Genomic DNA, 17,903 nt, shown 5'->3' with positions numbered 1-17,903 from the left:
GAAACTAAAATTTCGTTGAAATAAAGATTGTTAATAAGGAACGTTTGTTCTATAATGAACTTGAATATTTACTTTAGGAGGTAAAATATGTCTGATAAAAAGTTACTTAATTTACCTGAAGCATTTGAACAATATAGGACAGTAATAGAAGAAACGATACAGCCTACTGTATTTGTTGAAACGGAAGAACGAAAAACATCTTTATTTGAAAGTAAATTTGCAGGCGATCCATATTTTCCGTTGTCAATGGAGTACCCGAAAAGTCCTGAAGGGCAACCATTAAAATTACTAGCACAAATTAATTTTGCAGATGTACCTAAGCATTTACCAAATTTCCCTGAAGAGGGGATTTTACAGTTTTATATTAATGGCTATGACGATGTATTAGGGATGGACTTTGATAATGGTCAAAATCAGGAGGGCTTCCGCGTTATTTTCCACGAACATATTGTTAGTGACGAGTCACAATTAGTACGAGACTTTTCATTTGTTGAAGCGAAAGAAGAAGAATTATACTTTCCAGTGGAAAAAGAAATGGCGTTGTTCTTTGAGGCAGGCTATGAACCATTATCGGCGAGTGATTTTAGAAGTGAAAAACCCTATTCGAAGATACTTGCTACTATAGAAGAAAGTGATAATTTAGTAGACTCATTTTATGAGACATTGAATAGTACAGGTCATAAAATCGGAGGATCTCCATTTTTTACTCAGGACGATCCACGAGCATATGGTAATTATACAGATTCAACAATCTTGTTGCTTCAAATTGACAGTGTGGGTGATCATATTCTGTGGGGGGATGTCGGGGTCGGCAACTTTTTCATCGCTGAGGATGAGCTGAAACATAAGGATTTTAGTAAAGTTCTATATAATTGGGATTGCTATTAATTTAAATAACAGAAGATAAAAAAGCAAGTGGATATAGAGCCTTCCACTTGCTTTTATCTTCATTCAACAAATTTTTTCTGTGCGAAAGCGAAGCGTCAGTTACAAAAGATTTCTACCTCAGAAGTTGGTGATGAATGAAGATAAAGCCTCCGGCGGATGTAACGGATTTTGATAGGAATAAATTGTGCAAGCACAATTCAAAATCCGGACGCAATTACGCCAAGGCGAAATTGATTAGTAATTATTGTTCACGAGCGTTAAATTGCTCCATTTTATCTTCTAAATCATCCATCATTTGAATTAAACGATCAATATCCTCTAATTCAGTTGTTTCAGGGTCAATCGCATCTAAAACTTCTAAAAATATTTCAAGACGCTCTTTTAAGTAATTTACTTGCTGCTTTTTATCAGTGATTGGATTTGACATACATACACCTCATTTCGTCCCCTCCATCGTAGCTGATTTGGGACTAAATTTCAATGCTTAGGTAAACACCTAGGACTTAGCGATTATTTTGTAAAAATCAATAGACGGAATATTTACAATATTGAGTGTGTGTGTTAAATTAATATTAAGAAAAGTTAAAGGAGTTGATTTAAAAAATCCAAAAAAACTCTAACTCGAAAAGGAGGGAGTTTAAACAAGTACTCGGCCAATGTAAAAGCCGAAATTCGTGTTTATACAATTAAATGGAGATAAGTGTTAGTTAGGCCTTAGCGTAAAATCACATGTGGTGAGCGCTAAGGCTTTTTGGTATGCTGTTATTTGGAAGAATGACTTGATGTTGGAGGAAAAGATGACATACTTCTCAGATTACAGCAAAAAAAGATTTGCCATTCTAGTGTTAATTGTGTCTATTTCAGGCTTTTCACAAGGGATGCTTTTACCGCTAATTTCAATTATTTTCGAACGTGATGGGGTATCTTCCGCGTTGAACGGATTGAATGCAACAGGTCTATACATAGGAACTTTATTAATCTCCCCATTTATCGAGCAGCCATTACGAAAATGGGGCTATAAACCGATTATTTTAATTGGCGGTGCACTTGTGTTTGCTTCACTGCTAATATTTCCTTTATGGAAAAGTGTGACTTTCTGGTTTGTCCTTCGCTTACTCATTGGAGTAGGAGATCATGCATTACACTTTGCAACACAAACGTGGATTACAAGCACCACAGATCATAAAAGCTTAGGAAAGGGTATGGCCATTTACGGCTTGTCCTTTAGTACAGGCTTTGCAGTCGGACCTTTAATGGTGAAACTTATACAAGTTACAGAAGCATTACCGTTTATTGTGTCATCAGCTATGTGTTTATTTGCATGGGCTTTTGTATTCTTTTTACAAAATGAAAAACCAGAACGTTTAACGAGAGACTTACATGCAAGAGGCTGGCATCGTTATAAAATAGCCATTGCATTTGGATGGATCGCATTTTTAGGCCCGTTTGCTTATGGATTTTTAGAATCTGCTTTAAATGCTTTGTTCCCAGTTTATGCTTTACGTAAAGATTTTGACGTGAATATGATTCCGATTATGTTATCAGTCTTTACATTTGGTGGGATTTTAACGCAGGTGCCGCTTGGTGCAATAGCAGATAAAATAGGACGACGTTATGTCTTGATGATCGGCTCGTTTGGAGGGGCTATTATTTTGGGGATTGCCAGTTTTTTAGAGCATTCTCAAATGGCAGTAGCCGTAGCATTTTTCTTTACAGGTGCATTAGTCGGTTCGATGTTTTCATTAGGTATTACCTATATGGCAGATTTAACACCAAAAGAGCTACTGCCAACAGGAAATCTGCTTTGCGGCATTGCCCTTAGTATCGGTAGCTTAACAGGGCCATTTTTAGGTGGCGTTTATTTAGAATATGTAAAGTACAGCTTCCTTTTATTAGTAGCGATGCTTTTGCTAGCTGTAGCTATTGTTTTGTTAGTATTTGGACGAAATAAAAATAAGCGACTAGTGTCGATGTAAGAGGCTTTGTCTTTTGGAAATCATCCTTGAAGCGGACGGAAGAGCGTCAATCGTTTGGGTATAGAGAAGATTGAATCAGGTAGGGGAAGTTATTGCTCGAGTGAATTGCTCAGCTTTTACATAATGTGAAATTTTAGGCAAAATAAAAGAGCGGGGCTCATCTTCCCGCTCATAAAACAAAAAAACGCCCAGCAAATCCGTGCTGTTATGGCGTTCTTTGCGTGACAAGGATGTTCCGTCCAAGTCACATAGGTTTGGCACCTAGAATTATATTATACAGACAAGCATTCATAAAATCAAATGATATTAGAGGATAGGTAATATTTGGACTTTGAATTTCTATCAATATATAATAGAAGAACACTTGCTTAGATGACTAATTATTATGAGGAGATTAAATCATGACTGAATATAAAAAATTATCGATTCACCGTGCATTAACAGAACTAAAGATGCTAAATCATCGCATTGAAGCAGCAACGAATGAAGTTAGTTCAGTGTTAGCTAATCGTAAAAGCAATAGCAAAATTAATGGTGTAGAGATTCAAGAATATGAAAAGCAAATGCAAGCCTCATACGATAAAGTAGTTAGCTTAATTGACTATCGCAACCGAATTAAGGCGCTAGTTGTGGAGTCCAATGCTATAACAAAAGTGATAGTGGGAAAAGAAGAGATGACTGTAGCTGAGGCGATTGAACGTAAACAGTCCATTCAATATGAAAAGAAGCTGTTAGAAGTTATGCAACAGCAAAATCGTTCAGCTGTAAATACGGTTGCAAAAGAAAATGATGCGTTGCCAGCAAAGCTAGAAACGTATTTAGTTAATATATTAGGAAATAAAGATAAACAATCTCCAGAAGAAGTAAAATTACATACGGACACATTTATGAAAAGAAACGAGTACGAGTTAATTGATCCAATGAATGTTAAAAAGAAAATTGAAGCGTTAAGTAATCGAATTGAAGAATTCGAATCTGAGGTTGACGCTGTATTATCCGAATCAAACGCAACAACATTTATTGAAGTGCAAGCATAACTAAATATGCATGGCCTAGCGAAAACGGAAAACGAAAGGTCGCTCGCGCTTCAAGGCATGTGTGCGAGTTAAAACCTTAAACATGCCTTACTACAATGGATACTTTAAAACAAACTGAGTTGAAAGCTCAAAGGTTAAAGGTAAAAGTCCAAAGTTTACGTGTCAAAGTTCTTTCGTATTAAAGCTAAAAACTTAAAGTATAAAAATCTTTTAAATCCTGGGCAACTGGTTAAGGTGTTGATTTTTCTGGACCGTCCGTCATCCACCAGGCAGCTGGAGCTGTGCATTACATAGAAAAATAATATACAAACAGGCGTCTCTTAATTTTAGGAGACGCCTGTTTTACTTCTGTAAAAACTCATTGGTTTACGTATGAAATGAATGAGGAAATAAAAACGATTGTAAAAGGAAAGGACACCTCGAGAATTCTCAAGGCGTCCTTCTTCATCATTATTTATTCTTCAACACAAGCTTCGCAACGCACTCCACTTGCGCCGTCTGTGCAAACATATCCAAGGGCTGAATATACTCTACATCATAAAACTTCGATAATTCATTTAAATCCTTCGCTAATGTTGAAGGATTACAAGACGTATAGACAAAGCGCTTCGGTTTTAGCTTCAACACAGTGCGGATAAACTCTGGTGCTAGACCTGTGCGTGGTGGATCTACCGTAATAACATCTGGTGTAAATCCTTCCTTGCGCCATTTTGCTAAGACACTTTCTGCTGTGCCGACTGCGTATTTTGTATGTTTGAAGCCATGGTTACGTGCATTTTTACGTGCATCTTGAATGCTTTCTGGAATAACATCCATTCCCCGAACTTCTTTCGCTTTGTCAGCTAGCCATAAACCGATTGTCCCAACACCGCAGTAAGCATCAACAACTGTTTCCTTGCCTGTTAATGCTGCGGCTTTTTTGATTTCATCATAGAGATGAACGGTTTGTGTTGGATTCAGTTGGAAAAAGGCACGAGCTGATAAATCAAAGGCTAATTCGCCAAGCTCTTCGTGAATCGTTTCTTTGCCGTCGAGGACAATTGTTTCGTCACCAAAGATTAATGATGTTTTCTCACGGTTAATATTTTGAGCGATCGATACGATGCTTGGGTCGATTTTTTTAATACGTGCAACGAGCTCAGCTAGATGAGGAATTTCTTTACGTGTTGTTACGAGCACAACTTGTGTTTCACCAGTACGAATCCCTGTACGTACAACAATCGTACGTACTAAGCCATCAAGCGTACGACCATCGTAAATAGTAATATTTAGTTTTTGTAAAATTTTACGTGTTGCCACTGTAATTTTTGATGTAATCGGATGTTGGACAAGGCAATCATTGATGTTCAGTAACTTGTTACTACCTTCTGCAAATAGCCCTGCATAGACCCGCTTACCTTCTTTGCGTACTTGAAACTGGCTTTTGTTACGATAATTCCATGGATTATCCATTCCTAGAGTTTTGCGAACTTCAACTCCGTTAGCTAAAGGCTTGGCATAACGTTCTAATGCTTGAATAACGATATCACGCTTTTCAATTAGCTGTTTTTCATAGGTCATATGCTGAAGCTGACAGCCGCCACATTCGTTGTAAACTGGGCAAGGGGCTTCCTGACGATGTTGTGAAGCTTTGCGAATGTTTAATATTTCCGCTTCGGCAAAGTTTCGCTGTGTTTTAGTCACTTGTGCTGTAATTTCTTCACCAGGAATGGCGCCCTTTACGAATACGACATTACGCTTATAAAAGCCTACACCTTCACCATTAATACCAAGTCTTTTTATTGTTAGAGGAAATTTTTGTCCTACTTCCATTGTTGTTTGCTGTGTCAAGCGTTCCACGTCCCTGTTCTTTTAATATCATCTCCCCATTATAACTAAGGAGTAGATGATTGCAAAGCGACAGGAAAATCTTCATATTCTAAAACTAAATCGTCAAGGGATAAAAATGTATAGCCTTGTTTTTTCGCTTCAGCAATAAACATAGGGAGTGCTTCTGCATTATCTTGTGCAACTGTATGCATTAAAATAACAGCGCCAGGGTGAAGCTGTTCCATCAGCGCATTATACGCATAATCTGCGCCACGACGTTGATCCCTTACCCAATCCTTAAAGGCAACAGACCAAAAAATATGACGATAGCCTTCAGCATTTCCTACCTCTAATAATTTCGCATTAAATGTCCCTTCAGGTGGGCGAGCATATGTTGTATGTTCAATACCTGTCAATTCACGTAACTTATCATCTAGTTTTTTCCATTCTGCACGCATACCATCTGGCGTTAGTCTCGCCATATTTGGGTGCCCATATGAATGATTGCCAATCGTATGGCCATCTTTAACCATGCGTTTTACTAAATCAGGGGCACTCTCTAAATAATGACCAGTTAAAAAGAAGGTAGCTGGTGCATTTTCCTTCTTCAAAGTATCCAAAATACTTTCCGTAAACCCATTTTCATATCCGTTATCAAAGGTTAAATAAGCAACTTTTTTATCAGGCTTTCCTTTATAAATTGCACCATATTTCTCAACTACTTGATCAAGCTGTGCCCCAGCTTCTGCTTGTTCACCGTTTTTCGCTCGTTTAAAGCCCCAGTTATATTCATCAGAGCCAGAAGCCGAATATGGATTAAAGCTAATTGCCGCGGCAATAATAAAAGTAGCGATGACCGCTCCTACTATATGCTGTTTCCACATAAAAACGCATCCTTTCTTTTTCATTAGGATGCGTTATTTTTCAAAAAATTATCCTATTAGATTTTCTACAAACTTTAATCAGTGGGGTTTTCTTTATCCTCACTGATTATTAGTCTTCACCAATCGGATTTTTACGGGCAGTTAATCTTTTCGCTGAATTTTTAGTTGGGAGTCTTGTACCTGATGCTTCACTTTCGGTACAGATAAATTACTGCCCGTTAATGTGGGATAAATCTTTAAGTGCTTCTTTTAAATGAGGAAACTTAAATGTAAAATGATGTTTTTCTAAAACAGTAGGTAGTACATGCTGACCTTCTAATACAAGCATGCTTTGTTCACCTAGTGCTAAACGCATTGCAACACTTGGTACAGGCATCCAATGACGTCTTCCCATTACATTTGCAATTGCTTTTCCGAAATCCTTCATGCGTGTTGCGTTAGGAGCAGTAACATTAAAAGGGCCTTTCATATCATCATTCGTCATTGCGAAATATATAGCTCGTGCTACGTCCTCCACATGGACCCATGAAAGCCATTGTTCACCTGAACCTATTGTGCCTCCGATATGCAATTTATATGGTAGTAACATTGAAGGAAGTGCGCCACTATTACGACCTAAAATAACACCAAAACGAGCAAGGGCAACTCGAACCCCTAATTTCTCAGCACGTTTTGCATGGCGTTCCCAATCCTGAACTGTCGTGCCTAAAAAATCAGTTGCATAGTCTGTGGAATCTTCGGTATAAATATCCGTTGTAGAAGTGGGATAAATCCCGACTGCACTTGCATTGACAAGTACTTTTGGCTTTGAGGTAAGGTGCTCCATAATACGTATTATTTCAAGTGTTGCATCCATGCGACTTGTATAAATGGCTTTCTTTTGTTTTTGTGTCCAACGTCCATTATTTAAAGAAATCCCTGCTAAATTAACAAATGCATCGACTGCATCTAACAACTGTTCAGGTCGTGCTCCGTGTTGTAGCCATTGTACATATTGAATATCGTTTACTCGACCTGATTTGTTCCGTGTTAAAATGATGATCTCATGTCTTTTTTCCTGCAACAGCTTTGTTAGAGCTTTCCCTACAAAACCAGTACCACCTGCAATAACGATTTTCATAAGAACCCCTCCTCTTTTCAAAGCAAATTAAACAATTCTCTATGAGCAAGTTTACCACCTATTCATTTACAAATGTAGGCTCCCTGAAGTAATACCTGCGCGGGACGAGAGAATACTCGCGAACGGGAAAATACCCGCGCGAAACGAGAGAATACCCGCGGAAGAGAGGCAAATACCCGCGCGAAAGGTGAAAATACCCGCGGAAGAGAGGCGAATACCCGCGAAAGGTGAAAATACCCGCGGAGGAGAAGCAAATACCCGCGCGAAACGAGAAAATACCCGCGGAAGAGAGGCAAATACTCGCGCGAAAGGTGAAAATACCCGCGGAAGAGAAGCAAATACTCGCGCGAAAGGTGAAAATACCCGCGGAAGAGAAGCAAATACCCGCGCGAAACGAGAAAATACCCGCGGAAGAGAGGCAAATACCCGCGCGAAAGGTGAAAATACCCGCGGAAGAGAAGCAAATACCCGCGCGAAACGACAGAATACCCACGGGAAAAAGCAATACAAACGAAAAATGTTATAATGGTAATTAGTGAGGTGTTACGAATGCGTATTATTACGAAAATTGCACGTCAAAAAAACAATCCAGAACGTTATAATATATATTTGAACGAAGAGTATGCTTTTCCGGTGGATGAGGCAATTCTCATTCAATTTGGATTAACGAAGGGAAAAGTGCTTGAGGAATTTGATATTCAGGAAATTGCCTATGAGGATGAGATTCGAAAAGCTTTTAATAAAGGGTTAAATTTTTTGTCCTATCAAATGCGGAGTGAGCATGAGGTAAAGAAAAAGCTACTTACATTAGAATTTGGGGAAGCAGTTATTTTAGAGGCTATACAAAAGCTGAAATCATATGGCTTTTTAAATGATGAAACTTATTCCAAGGCATTACTCAATACGAAAAAAGCAACGATGAAAAAGGGACCCAAAGCGATTAGACAAGATCTCATGAAAAAAGGAATTGATAAAAGCTTACAGGATGAGGTGCTTGCTACCTATAGTCATGAGGAGCAGGTAAAACTTGCGGTACAGCTGGCTGAAAAGGTTGTTCGATCAGAGAAAAAGAAAACACCAACACAAATAAAAACTAAAATTCAAGATTTTCTAATGCGAAAGGGTTACTCTTTTAGTGTTGTAGACGATGTACTGGGCCAAGTAGAGATTGAGCAAGATGAAGATGAATGGCAACAGTTACTGGATGTACAAGGCGAAAAAGTTTGGAAAAAGTACTCATCGAAGTATACTGGTTATGAATTGAAAATGAAAATAAAACAGGCGCTCTATCAAAAGGGTTTTCCTATAGAGGTTATAGATCGTTTTATAGAAGAGAAGGAGAATGAGGAATGAACGAAAAAAATTATGCTGTAATGTCAGAGCATGAATTACGTGAAGAAATAGCTATGCTAAAGGAGAAGGCGCGTAAGGCGGAGCAGCTAGGAATCATCAATGAATTCGCAGTGTATGAGCGGAAGGCTTTAATGGCAGCCGCCTATTTAGTGGATTTAGATACAATAACTCCTGGAGAAATGTATCGTATAGATGGCTCTGAAAATGAATTTTTCCAAGTGGATTATTTAAAAGGACGCTTTGCTTGGGGACATCGCTTAGGGGGCGAAAAATACCAAGAAGCTCTTCCTGTTTCGATACTATCTCCTGTAAAGGTTGGCAAATAAATGGATGAAAAAATTGAAAAACTAACAGCCGAGTTACTTGCAAAAAACCCACAGATGTCAACTGGACGTGCACGAGTTTGGATTGAGCTTTTGTGGAGTGATTTTGAATCAACTTCTGCAAAGGCTGGCTATGACTATCGTGGGGCTGATTACACAGAAAATTTGGTGCGTCAATTGATTACCAGTTATGGCGATAAACTGCATACATTTGCAGGACGCAATCCAAAATACTCACATTTACTTGATGCTAGTGATGATATGTTGCAATAACAAAACCCTGACCCATGTTGGTCAGGGTTTGCTGTTTAATTACTTGCACCAATCTGTAATTTTTTCTGGAGTTTATCTTCTGTAAAAATCCAGCCTGTGTATGAAGTGATGATCTCATTGTCATCGTTTAAATGAGCGACAGCAACGAAAGGATAGCGATTATCACTACGGTAACGCAGATCAATTAATCTCACCTCTGTTAAGCCATTTTCTAGTTCTGAAATTTCCCAACGATACAATGGCGAGAACGACACGAATGCAGCGAGATTGGGGTCTTTCAATGCTATTTCAATAAGAGGTGTTTTCGGTAAAGGTTCTATTTCGAATTTATCGTAAATATTAACAGTTCGCCCATAAGCACGACCAACATAATAATGCGTTTTTGATTTTGCCGCAATTCGCCAGTGGAAGAACCGCATTGTAGGGGCTACAATAACATATTCTTCATCTTGAATGGTATTATGCACAGCCTTTTTTACAGCCTTTTGGACAGCAAATCGTAAAACGTAATAAACGAAGATAATGAGATACATGATGCTAAATGTCCAAACTGGATTTGCACCAAATGCCCAAAGTAAAATGCCGAGGCAATGTAGTGAAAAAATAATAGGATCAAATGTATTTATTACACCAAGTGCAACCCATTTTCTAGAAAATGGTCGAATTGCTTGTGTACCATAAGCATTGAAGATATCAACAAAGACATGAATAGCTACAGCTAAAAATGTCCAAAGCCATAAATGAAACACATTTGCGTCTTGAATAATAAATGATAAAACTGCTGTAATTAAGATGGGCCAAATCGCTACTGCTGGTAGTGAATGTGTTATTCCGCGATGATGTCGAATATAAATTGCGTTGTTGCGTAGTTTTAAAACTGTATCGACATCAGGTGCCTGTGAGCCAATAATCGTACCTGCAATTACTGCGGTAAAAGTCATTGAATGACTTGCTACAACGGGATCAGCTAATGCAAGACCACCGAGGGCTATACCCATAACGAAATGTGTACCTGAATCCAAAAATATCCACTCCTAGTATGCATAAAAATAGAGTACAATTTGCATACATGTATATTTCAATAAATCGTAATACCTGATATTTACTTATTAAGATATTTGTGCTGAATTTAACTACTTTCAGCAGAAGTCTCCCACCTCTATAGGTGGTGAGATGAATGCGATTTTAAGTCACTTTTCAGCGTGTGTCCAAACATCCGCTGAAAGAAGTTAAAGCCTCCGGCGGATGTCACGGAATTCGGAAAGGAGTTCTTTGTGCAAGCACAAAGCCGAATCCGGACGCAATTATGCCGAGGCATAATTGATAGGTGAAAATTGTCAGTTAAATATGACGATTATTGTCGTTATACACAAATGATCTTTTCTTAATTGTATACCCTTTTTACCATAAATTAAATCGTAAAGACACTGGAGGTCACCGTGAATTATCCATATGTAACAGAATTTCGACAATCTTTAGTCGAATGGTTTAATGTTGAGAAACGTGATTTACCTTGGAGGCATACTACGGACCCTTATCAAATTTGGGTATCGGAAGTGATGCTACAGCAAACACGTGTCGACACAGTTATTCCTTATTACAATCGTTTTATGGAAAGTTTTCCAACATTAGAATTACTTGCGGAAGCACCACAAGAATACTTATTGAAGCATTGGGAAGGCCTCGGCTATTATTCCCGCGCACGTAACTTACAAGCGGGTGTTCGCGAGGTATTAGAAAACTACGGTGGGGTAGTACCCAATAATCGCCATGAGATTTCCAAATTAAAAGGTGTAGGTCCGTATACTGCTGGAGCTATTTTAAGTATTGCCTATAATAAGCCCGAACATGCAGTTGATGGTAATGTTATGCGTGTTTTAAGTCGTGTGCTTAATATTCATGATGATATTGCAGTTCCAAAGACAAAAAAGATTTTTGAAGCGGCTGTTGAAGAACTGATAGACCCTGAAAATGCATCATCCTTCAATCAAGGCTTAATGGAGCTTGGTGCACTTATTTGTACACCTACTTCACCAAAATGTTTATTATGTCCAGTTCGGGAATACTGTACTGCATTTAATAAAGGTGAGCCAGAAAAACTGCCTATCAAATCTAAAAAAGTAAAGATGAAGCATATTACATATGATGTTCTTGTATGTGAAGATGACAAAGGTCGTATTTTAATGGAGAAGCGTCCTGCAGAGGGTTTACTAGCTAATCTATGGCAATTTCCAATGCTTGAGCATGGTAAAGATTCAATAGATACTTTTAGTAATGACTATGCTATAAAAGTTCAATCACAGCAGGCTTTGCTAACATTTAAACATGTTTTTTCACATTTAACATGGCATATAAATAGCTATTTTATGAAATGTGATTCAACAGTAAAGGGCGAATGGCTGACTCCCGAGCAGATAGAATTATTACCAATGCCAGTTCCAATGCTAAAAATATGGCAAGAAATAAAGACGAAATCATATTGTCTAAAATAAAAAAATTTATGAGCATAAAAGCATTCATCTCGGTACACAATAATTAGCGTGGAGGTGAATGAATAATGAAAAAGCAAAACAACCAAAATTTACAACCAAACAAAAACATGCAACGTCAAAGTCAAGAATTTGGTTATGAAACTGACGTTAATGAAGTGCAAAAGCAAAACGCTAAAGCAGAGCAAAAGAAAGCTCAATCTTCAGGTAACTTCAATAAAACTAACCAAGACCTTGGTGAATAACACTTTGTAATTGCATAATTGCATTTACCTCTAAGGAGCTGTCTAAAAATCGATAAGATTAAAAAGGCAGCTCCTTTTTAAATTTAAGACGAGAGAAATGCACGGGTTTGAAGAAGGATTGCTCAGGTACACGTGAAAACTGCTCTGGTGCTTGGAACCGCTCAGGTAGATAAGAAAATTGCTCAGGTCAGTGGAAAAACTGTCAGGTAGATCGAGGAACAGCTTAAGTCACCCGGCTCAAATAAAGAAATAAACAAAAAATTCCATTTGGGTTATTGTTATGATTAAATTCGCTTCAAATATACGAAATTTTGTACAAATTCAAAAGGACGCAGGGAAATTTGTGGTTTTCTAACTACACCTTTCGCGTACACATTGCTATAATATACTAGAGACTGCTAGATTTAGGTAGCATAGACGAAAAGGTGGGCTTCAAAGATGGCAATACCGGTAGAAGGAGAAACGATACAAATACATAGTTATAAGCACAATGGCCGTATCCACCGTGTTTGGCAAGAAACAATGGTTTTAAAAGGAACGAAAAATATCATTATCGGTGCGAATGAACGGACACTTGTGACAGAATCCGATGGTCGTACGTGGCTAACGAGAGAGCCTTCTATTTGTTATTTCCATGCGGAGCACTGGTTTAACATCATTTGCATGCTACGTGAGGACGGTGTGTATTATTATTGTAATCTAAGCTCACCATTTGTTTTCGATAATAATGCCATTAAATATATTGACTACGATTTAGACATTAAAGTTTTCCCTGACATGTCTTATTCACTCTTGGATGAGGATGAATATGAGCTCCATAGTAAGGAAATGTCTTATCCAGATGTCATAGATAAAATTTTAAAGCGCAATGTCGATAAATTAATTAGCTGGATACAACAAAAAAGAGGACCCTTTGCACCTGATTTCATCGATGCCTGGACAAATCGTTATAAGTTTCAGCTCGATATGCAAGCAGATGATTGTTAGTAGCACCTATTAGTTTTACTAATGGGTGTTTTTTTATGTCTTCAATAATTGGATCGCAAAATAGTTAGTGATAAAGCCGTATTAACTGTACTTCAGGAGAAATATTGCTATAATACGTTTGGGCATTCAGTTTGTGGATGTCTGTTTCTTTTTATGTGCGAGGTGATGTGAGGTGTTCCATGTTGGACGAAATGAAGTGCCTTTCATTTGCTTAATTTACATAAGGATAAGGCTTTTTAATAAGGATGTGATATAAATTGGGTAGCATTAAGCGTTATATGAGGTTTGTAAAACCATATACATGGGAAATTATTTTAACGATTTTAATTGGTATAGTGAAATTTGCGATTCCGCTATTTATCCCATTACTGATTAAAATTGTGTTAGATGATATTGTCGTTGCAGATAATTTAACGGATGCAGAGAAAACAAAAGAGCTGTTTTACTGGTTAGGTGGTACCATTATTGTATTCTTTATCGTTCGACCACCGATTGAGTATTACCGTCAATATTTTGCTCAACATGTTAGTAACAAAGTGCTTTTTGATATTCGACAACAAATATATGCGCATTTACAGCGACTAAGTTTAAGATACTATGCAAATACAAGAGCTGGCGATGTTATTTCAAGAGTGATTAATGATGTGGAACAAACAAAAACTTTTGTTATGACAGGCTTGATGAATATTTGGCTCGACCTTGCGACAATTGTTATTGCTGTCGGTATTATGCTCGCAATGGATGTTAAGCTTACGCTAGTAGCATTAGTTGCATTCCCGTTCTATGCATTTAGTGTGAGGTACTTCTTTGGTAAACTTCGGGATTTAACACGTAAACGTTCGCAAGCACTTGCAGGTGTGCAAAGTTATTTACATGAACGTGTAGCTGGAATGAGCATTATTAAAAGCTTCACGCTAGAAAAGCATGAACAAAAATTATTTGATGAAGCCAATGGTGAATTTTTAGAGAAGGCACTGGATCAGACAAAGTGGAATGCTAAATCCTTTGCAGTGGTGAATACAATCACGGATGTAGCACCTCTCTTAGTAATTGCTTATGCAGGTTATCAGGTTATTAATGGTCAGCTTTCAGTCGGAACGATGGTTGCCTTTATTGCTTATATTGAACGACTTTATGGTCCACTTCGTCGTCTCGTAAGTTCATCAACGACGTTAACACAGTCAATTGCTTCAATGGATCGAATGTTTGAATTAATAGACGAGCCTTATGAAGTAAAAAACAAGGCTAATGCGTTAGAGCTACCTCGGGCAAAGGGTGAGGTCCGCTTTGACAATGTGAACTTTCAATATGAAGCAGATGGCTCACAAATTTTAAACAATATCAATTTCACTATTAATCCTGGAGAGACAGTTGCATTTGTAGGAATGAGTGGTGGAGGAAAATCAACCATTATTAGTTTGATTCCTCGCTTTTATGACACAACAAGTGGAGCCGTGTGTATTGATGGTTATGATGTTCGTGACGTAACATTACATTCTTTACGCTCACAAATTGGAATCGTTCTACAGGATAATATTTTGTTCAGTGATTCAGTAAAAGAAAATATCTTAATGGGTAAGCCAGATGCTTCTGATGAAGAGGTCATTGCTGCTGCCAAGGCGGCAAATGCGCATGATTTTATTATGGGCTTGCCAAATGGCTATGACACAAAGGTCGGGGAGCGCGGTGTGAAGTTATCAGGTGGTCAAAAGCAGCGAGTAGCAATCGCTCGTGTATTTTTAAAAAATCCGCCTATCTTAATATTGGATGAAGCAACTTCTGCATTGGATTTAGAAAGCGAGGCACTTATTCAAGAATCATTAGATGTGCTTGCGCATGAACGTACAACAATTATTATTGCTCACCGACTTTCTACGATTACACATGCTGATAAAATTTTAGTTATAGATCATGGACAATTAATTGAAAGTGGTACACATAATCAATTAATGCAAAACGAGGGAACATACTATAATTTATTCCAAGTGCAACATTTAGATTGATATACCACGCCAAATAGAAAAAATCTGACTCACCATCATAGCGTGGGGGAGATTTCCGTTCCGGCGGGGCGCTTTGTTGTTGCTGTCGCTTCGCTTTCGCACAGAGCAGAGCTTTCTGGGGGCGTCCGATGAGCCGCTTGGGCCAAAAGGATGTTGGTCACGAAGGCGTTATCACAGGACGTGGTGCTTTTAGCCTTCGTACCTCTACTGGCTCGCTCCAGGGTCTCATTTGTGACGCTGATCCCCATACGTTTTAACAAATGTCATCCAAAAACTTTTGGTAATGAGCTAATAATTTAGAAAAAGTCTTCCATTAAACATAAATGGAAGGCTATTTTTTTGTTATATATATAAAATATTATTATTTAATAAGAAATTATTAATACGAAACTCGAATGATGTAGAAAATTTATGTTTATTGCAGAATAATTATGATTGAAAGAGCAATGATTTTTGGTTAGAATTATCTGAAAATAGGGAATTGAGTGATAGTTAATGTAATTAAGTAAAATATAGGTAGGATGGAGCGATTGATCATGAGGAAAAAGCTGCTAGAAGTAAAAGGTTTAAAGACAACCTTTTTTACAGATGATGGACAAATTCCTGCCGTAGATGATATCGATTTTTCTGTTCATGAGGGAGAAATATTAGGCATTGTAGGAGAATCGGGAAGTGGAAAAAGTGTCACATCACTGTCCATTATGGGATTAATACCGTCACCACCTGGAAAAATAACGGATGGGGAAATACTATTAGATGGCAAAAATCTCGTAACATTATCTGATAAACAAATGCGGAAAATTCGTGGGAAAGATGTGGCGATGATTTTCCAAGAGCCTATGACATCCTTAAATCCTTTATTTACAATTGGGGATCAGCTAAAAGAAGCGATATTAATTCATAATCCAAAATGGTCGAAAAAAGAAGCCTTTGCAAGGGCAATTGAAATTATGAAGCTTGTAGGATTACCGCGTGCTGAGGAATTATTAAAAGATTATCCACATCAACTATCGGGAGGAATGCGACAGCGGGTCATGATTGCGATGGCGCTTGTCTGTGATCCGAAGGTATTGATTGCTGATGAGCCGACGACTGCACTAGATGTTACGATTCAAGCTCAAATCTTGCAGCTTATGAAAGATTTAAATAAACGTTTAAATACAGCTGTTTTATTAATTACTCATGATTTAGGTGTTGTAGCAGAGACATGTGAGCGGGTTATTGTAATGTATGCAGGTCAGATTGTAGAGGAGGCGCTTATTCAGGAGATTTTCACTAATCCGAAGCATCCATATACACAAGGACTTATTAAATCGATACCAGATATGCGTTTTAAAAAGGACAATCTTTACTCTATACCAGGCAGTGTACCAAAGCCAGGAAGTATTGAGGTAGGCTGTCGTTTTGCAGCACGTTGCGAATTTGCGATGGATCGCTGTGTGCAAGAAACACCACCTTTATATGATGCAGCAGAGCAGCATAAATCAAGATGTTTTTTACTAGAGAAGCCGGAGGTGGAGCATCATGTCGAAAGTTTTATTGAAAGTTGATGGTTTGAAAAAATATTTCCCCATCCGGAAGGGTGTCTTTAATACACAGGTTGGAGATGTCAGGGCAGTGGATGATGTTTCCTTTGAAGTGTTTGAAGGAGAAACATTAGGCATTGTAGGTGAGTCTGGCTGTGGTAAATCAACGACTGGTCGACTTTTAATGCGATTGCTTGAGCCAACAGAGGGTAAAATTGAATTCGCAGGTAAAATGATTTCAGAATTATCGAACAATGAAATGCGCAAAGCCCGTAGAGATATTCAAATGATTTTCCAAGATCCTTATGCCTCTCTTAATCCTAGACATAATATTGGGAAAATATTGGAGGAACCTCTTATTGTTCATGGAATGGGCAATGCAAAGGAACGGAAACAGAAGGTAGTAGAGCTTCTCGAAATTGTTGGGTTACATGAATATCATGTGAAACGGTATCCACATCAATTTAGTGGTGGTCAAAGACAGCGTATCGGAATTGCTCGTGCTCTTATGACGAACCCTCGTTTGCTTATTGCGGACGAGCCTGTTTCTGCACTCGATGTATCAATACAGGCCCAAGTATTGAATTTATTGCAAAGCTTACAAAAGGAATTAAAGCTAACTTATATTTTTATCTCCCATGATTTAGGAGTCGTACGCCATATTAGTAATCGTGTAGGTGTTATGTATTTAGGGAAATTAGTGGAGCTGACAGCAAGCGAAAATTTATATGCTGAGCCACTTCACCCATATACACAAGCGCTGCTATCCTCAGTGCCTGTTCCAGATCCTACGTTTGAACGTGAACAGCTCATTATTTCTGGAGATATTCCAAGTGCTTCAAATCCGCCAAGCGGGTGCACTTTCCATACGAGATGTCCTTTTAAAAAAGAAGAATGTTCTCAAGTAGTTCCGAAAATGCAAGAAGTAAAGCCGGGTCATTATGTTGCTTGCCATCTTTATGATGCAATCCAACATTCAATGATATAAAA

Annotated in this window: 19 protein-coding genes; 13 read left to right on the top strand and 6 right to left on the bottom strand. The window is 38.1% G+C overall.

The annotated features are described in order from the left end of the window. Positions 1-87 precede the first annotated feature (87 nt). On the top strand, positions 88-888 hold the full coding sequence (locus AN161_RS25435; RefSeq protein WP_053597109.1) for a YwqG family protein: 801 nt from the start codon (positions 88-90) through the stop codon (positions 886-888). Between the two features lie 241 nt (positions 889-1,129). Here AN161_RS25435 and AN161_RS25430 read toward each other — a convergent pair whose 3' ends face one another. Next, entirely contained in the window at positions 1,130-1,315 is a 186-nt protein-coding gene (locus AN161_RS25430) for an SE1561 family protein (RefSeq protein ID WP_053597108.1), read from the bottom strand. Positions 1,316-1,685: 370 nt separating this feature from the next. Between AN161_RS25430 and AN161_RS25425 the strand changes: the two genes are divergently transcribed. Then, a complete protein-coding gene (locus tag AN161_RS25425) occupies positions 1,686-2,864 on the top strand; it encodes an MFS transporter (RefSeq protein ID WP_053597107.1) in 1,179 nt (392 codons plus the stop codon). A gap of 401 nt (positions 2,865-3,265) precedes the next feature. Further along, on the top strand, positions 3,266-3,901 hold the full coding sequence (locus AN161_RS25420) for a hypothetical protein (protein WP_053597106.1): 636 nt from the start codon (positions 3,266-3,268) through the stop codon (positions 3,899-3,901). Positions 3,902-4,351: 450 nt separating this feature from the next. Here AN161_RS25420 and rlmD read toward each other — a convergent pair whose 3' ends face one another. The 3 genes from rlmD to AN161_RS25405 form a co-directional block, all read right to left on the bottom strand. Next, complete coding sequence (gene rlmD / locus AN161_RS25415) at positions 4,352-5,731, bottom strand: 23S rRNA (uracil(1939)-C(5))-methyltransferase RlmD (RefSeq protein WP_053597138.1); 1,380 nt, start codon at positions 5,729-5,731, stop codon at positions 4,352-4,354. A 44-nt stretch (positions 5,732-5,775) separates the two neighbouring features. Beyond that, positions 5,776-6,594 carry a polysaccharide deacetylase family protein gene (locus tag AN161_RS25410; RefSeq protein ID WP_053597105.1) on the bottom strand — a complete coding sequence of 273 codons (819 nt, stop codon included), beginning with the start codon at positions 6,592-6,594 and terminating at the stop codon, positions 5,776-5,778. 208 nt (positions 6,595-6,802) lie between these two features. Next, entirely contained in the window at positions 6,803-7,714 is a 912-nt protein-coding gene (locus AN161_RS25405) for a TIGR01777 family oxidoreductase (RefSeq protein ID WP_053597104.1), read from the bottom strand. A gap of 187 nt (positions 7,715-7,901) precedes the next feature. Between AN161_RS25405 and AN161_RS30010 the strand changes: the two genes are divergently transcribed. From AN161_RS30010 to AN161_RS25385, 4 genes are read left to right on the top strand one after another with little or no spacing between them, the layout of a single operon-like run. Continuing rightward, positions 7,902-8,240, top strand: a complete 339-nt coding sequence (locus tag AN161_RS30010; RefSeq protein ID WP_158003106.1) for a hypothetical protein — start codon at positions 7,902-7,904, stop codon at positions 8,238-8,240. A 23-nt stretch (positions 8,241-8,263) separates the two neighbouring features. Further along, the gene (gene recX / locus AN161_RS25395) at positions 8,264-9,067 is read left to right on the top strand and encodes a recombination regulator RecX (RefSeq protein ID WP_053597102.1); all 804 of its coding nucleotides are present in this window, start codon (positions 8,264-8,266) and stop codon (positions 9,065-9,067) included. After that, on the top strand, positions 9,064-9,393 hold the full coding sequence (locus AN161_RS25390) for a YfhH family protein (protein WP_053597101.1): 330 nt from the start codon (positions 9,064-9,066) through the stop codon (positions 9,391-9,393). Before recX ends, AN161_RS25390 begins: the two co-directional genes overlap by 4 nt. Next, positions 9,394-9,663 (top strand): YfhJ family protein, encoded by a 270-nt coding sequence (locus AN161_RS25385; RefSeq protein ID WP_053597100.1) that lies wholly within the window; start codon positions 9,394-9,396, stop codon positions 9,661-9,663. Positions 9,664-9,698: 35 nt separating this feature from the next. Here the strand turns inward: AN161_RS25385 and AN161_RS25380 are convergent, their stop codons facing one another. Beyond that, the gene (locus AN161_RS25380) at positions 9,699-10,685 is read right to left on the bottom strand and encodes a metal-dependent hydrolase (RefSeq protein ID WP_053597099.1); all 987 of its coding nucleotides are present in this window, start codon (positions 10,683-10,685) and stop codon (positions 9,699-9,701) included. A gap of 417 nt (positions 10,686-11,102) precedes the next feature. Between AN161_RS25380 and mutY the strand changes: the two genes are divergently transcribed. From mutY to AN161_RS25365, 4 genes are all read left to right on the top strand, one after another. Continuing rightward, positions 11,103-12,155, top strand: coding sequence for an A/G-specific adenine glycosylase (gene mutY / locus AN161_RS25375; RefSeq protein WP_053597098.1), 1,053 nt, complete (start codon positions 11,103-11,105; stop codon positions 12,153-12,155). Positions 12,156-12,220: 65 nt separating this feature from the next. Further along, the gene (locus AN161_RS27955; RefSeq protein WP_075807365.1) at positions 12,221-12,397 is read left to right on the top strand and encodes a gamma-type small acid-soluble spore protein; all 177 of its coding nucleotides are present in this window, start codon (positions 12,221-12,223) and stop codon (positions 12,395-12,397) included. Between the two features lie 438 nt (positions 12,398-12,835). Continuing rightward, positions 12,836-13,384, top strand: a complete 549-nt coding sequence (locus AN161_RS25370) for a DUF402 domain-containing protein (protein WP_053597097.1) — start codon at positions 12,836-12,838, stop codon at positions 13,382-13,384. Positions 13,385-13,641: 257 nt separating this feature from the next. Next, positions 13,642-15,387: an ABC transporter ATP-binding protein gene (locus AN161_RS25365; protein WP_053597096.1), complete on the top strand. Its 1,746-nt coding sequence runs from the start codon at positions 13,642-13,644 to the stop codon at positions 15,385-15,387. Positions 15,388-15,422: 35 nt separating this feature from the next. On the opposite strand, the gene AN161_RS31190 is transcribed toward AN161_RS25365, so the two are convergent. Continuing rightward, entirely contained in the window at positions 15,423-15,548 is a 126-nt protein-coding gene (locus AN161_RS31190) for a hypothetical protein (protein WP_277815984.1), read from the bottom strand. A 375-nt stretch (positions 15,549-15,923) separates the two neighbouring features. Here AN161_RS31190 and AN161_RS25360 point away from each other — a divergent pair, with 375 nt between their 5' ends. After that, positions 15,924-16,937: an ABC transporter ATP-binding protein gene (locus AN161_RS25360; RefSeq protein WP_082340430.1), complete on the top strand. Its 1,014-nt coding sequence runs from the start codon at positions 15,924-15,926 to the stop codon at positions 16,935-16,937. After that, positions 16,912-17,901 (top strand): dipeptide ABC transporter ATP-binding protein, encoded by a 990-nt coding sequence (locus tag AN161_RS25355; protein WP_053597095.1) that lies wholly within the window; start codon positions 16,912-16,914, stop codon positions 17,899-17,901. Before AN161_RS25360 ends, AN161_RS25355 begins: the two co-directional genes overlap by 26 nt. Positions 17,902-17,903: the final 2 nt, after the last annotated feature.

The sequence above is a fragment of the Lysinibacillus sp. FJAT-14222 genome (assembly GCF_001278875.1).
GTDB lineage: Bacteria > Bacillota > Bacilli > Bacillales_A > Planococcaceae > Lysinibacillus > Lysinibacillus agricola.
The sequence above is the reverse complement of the archived record's forward strand: the minus strand, read 5'-3'. Positions and strand labels throughout refer to the sequence as shown.